Below are 2,629 nucleotides of genomic sequence, written 5' to 3' on the forward strand. Positions count from 1 at the left end.
ACTTGAATTTAAAAAACAATGTTAAATTTATCACTGAAATGAAGGTATTAGGGAAAAAGAGAAAAGTAGATATAGAACTTAAATGGGGAGGATGTAAACTAAATGGTGAAAGATGTTATGTTTTAAAGTCTAAGGTAGTAAAAATAGAAGGATTGCAAGAAATAAGTGAAAAACTTAAGGATAACATGGCTTGACATCTTATTACCAATCATGAGGTAAGGAATGAAAGGAAGGCATTAAAGGTATGGAAACAATATAGAAAAAGATGGAACAAAAGAGGAATTTTTTAGGTTTTTAAAGACAGAATTAGGATTGGAAGAATTCCAGATACTTAAGTTTGAAGGAATAAAAAATCTTCTTGCTATAATAGTTATGGTTGGATGTCATATCTATGACATAGGAACAAGCGCTGAGGATGGATTTATCAGATTATTGGGCTATATTGGAGGATGGAATGGTAGTGGAAAAATAGGTAAATATTTGATAGCAGAAGGGTTTTCTCTGTGGATGAATGGCTTTAAGGTAAATTGCTTTATAAAAACCCTCACTGAAGAGGAAAAGAGGATAATGGAAGAAGGAACTTGGAAATACATGGGAATAAGGGTAAAACTTACAAAATAACAGAAACAATTAAGTTTTCTGTTTAGAAATAATAAATTTATTCCCTTCATTTCTAAAAATTAGCCTTCCTGTCAATAGAAAATAACCACAATTTTAAAAAAGAGACCCTAATTTTCCCAAAAATCCTTTCTTTAGCTAAAAAGATATGGGTAAGTTTCAAATATAATCTCTTGAAAATGTTGCACCTGAATGAGTATTATAACCCTTTAAATCTCTTTAAAAGGAGGGTAACTCAAACAGATGCAACAAATAAATTATATTACAAAGCTTTTAGGATTTCAAGGGTTTTATGCAAGGGATATAGAAATAGAGGAGGAGAAAGATATAAAGAAGGCTATTGTTTACTTAGGACGAATTGAAAAAGGGTATACCTGTAGCTCTTGTGGTGATAAGGTGTTAAGCAAACATAGCTCATGGATACAAGATATAAGGCATCTACATCTTTGGAAATATATCACAGTTTTAAGGTTTGAGAAGGTAAAGGTAAGGTGTCCTAGATGTGGAATTAAGGTAGAGAAGCTGGATTTTTTAGATAAGCATTCAAGAACGACCAAAGACCTCTTTCATCAAACAAAAGAGCTATGTAAGGTAATGACAATAGAGGATACAGCAAACTTTGAAAATCTGCATTGGCAAACAGTAAAGGAGATAGATAAGAGGGCTATAAAAAAGACACAGAAAGAAAGGGATTTATCAGGAATAACAACATTAGGAATAGATGAAATTTCAGTTGGAAAAGGACACAACTATTTGCATATGATAAGTAGCCTTGAAGGGCCAAATGGCCCTGAAGTATTGTATGTAGGGGAAGGAAGAAAAGAGAAAGACCTATTGCCATTCTGGAGGTGGTTTGGTAAAAGAAGGGCAAAGAGGATAGCATATGGGGTTATGGATATGGCAAAGGGATTTATAAACAGCTTTAAAGCCAATTGTCCTTCTATAAAAATCATCTATGACAAATTCCATGTAATCAGACATCTTCTTAATGCTTTAAATGAGGTAAGGAAGAGGGAGTTTAAGAAAGCAGGAAAAGAGATGAAAGGGCTCTTATGCGGCAAAAAGTTTATCCTTTTAAAGAAGATGGGTAATCTTAAAGGAAGTGCTAGAGAAACACTCAAAGGGCTACTCAAGGCTAATTGGAGGCTCTATAAGGCACATCTATTGAAGGAATCTTTTGGTCACTTATGGTCATACATATATAAAGCCAGTGCCCTTAAGTTCTGGAAAAACTGGAAAGAACAACTTAAATGGAGCAGGTTAGAGCCTTACAAGAAGTTTGCCAAGATGGTAGACAAGCATATAGATGGTATTATTACCTATTGTGATAAGAAGGTTCCCCTTGGCTACATAGAAGGAACCAATCTTAAGGCAAAAAATATTATCAGAAGGGCATATGGTTATAGGGATAAGGAGTATATGAAGCTAAAGATTATTCAAGGATGTTCCTCTATGGGTGTCTTTAAACCCTATCCCTATCCTCATGCACCATAATTCACGATGAGCCGAAATTAAATAATTTGCAAATTCCTTTAAGGTATTTATATATTTTATTTTATGTCTTATAATTACATCTTTGGTTATAACTGTTGAATATAGCGAAATAAGATATTTCTTATAATCTTCGCCTTGAATAACCTCAGGAAATCCTCCAGAGGATAAATACTTCTCCCAGAATCTTCTCACAGAAGCCGTATCTTTTGTGCTAATATCCTTTTTTTGATAGTCAAAATTATTAAAATATAGATATTCACGAAAAGAAAATGGATAAAGTTCTAATGAAAAATATCTTCCTGTAAGATGAGTAGCCAATTCTTTACTCAACATCCTGGCGTTACTGCCAGTTATGATTAAATTAAATCCTCTTCTTTTCAACCGGTTTACAAAAAGTTCCCAATTATTAACATTCTGGATTTCATCAAGAAAGATAAAATCGGGTTTTTGATATATCTCATAAATTGTCTGAAGAACTAAATTCAGGTCTTTAGTTTCTAAAGTAAAAAGCCGTTCA

The 2,629-nt window shown here is 33.1% G+C and carries 4 protein-coding genes; 3 read left to right on the forward strand and 1 reads right to left on the reverse strand.

All coding sequences use genetic code 11. The features are described 5' to 3' along the window. The 3 genes from AB1630_12085 to AB1630_12095 all read left to right on the forward strand — a co-directional run. Window positions 1-194, forward strand: a 194-nt coding sequence (locus AB1630_12085; GenBank protein MEW6104532.1) for a hypothetical protein, incomplete at its 5' end; no start/stop codon positions are given. A 118-nt stretch (window positions 195-312) separates the two neighbouring features. Further along, on the forward strand, window positions 313-621 hold the full coding sequence (locus tag AB1630_12090) for a hypothetical protein (protein MEW6104533.1): 309 nt from the start codon (window positions 313-315) through the stop codon (window positions 619-621). Between the two features lie 240 nt (window positions 622-861). Beyond that, a complete protein-coding gene (locus tag AB1630_12095) occupies window positions 862-2,112 on the forward strand; it encodes an ISL3 family transposase (protein ID MEW6104534.1) in 1,251 nt (416 codons plus the stop codon). Here AB1630_12095 and AB1630_12100 read toward each other — a convergent pair. Beyond that, the coding region (locus AB1630_12100; GenBank protein ID MEW6104535.1) for an AAA family ATPase at window positions 2,044-2,629 on the reverse strand (586 nt) is incomplete at its 5' end. The genes AB1630_12095 and AB1630_12100 overlap by 69 nt on opposite strands.

This window comes from bacterium (genome assembly GCA_040753555.1).
Lineage (GTDB): Bacteria > UBA9089 > UBA9088 > UBA9088 > UBA9088 > JBFLYE01.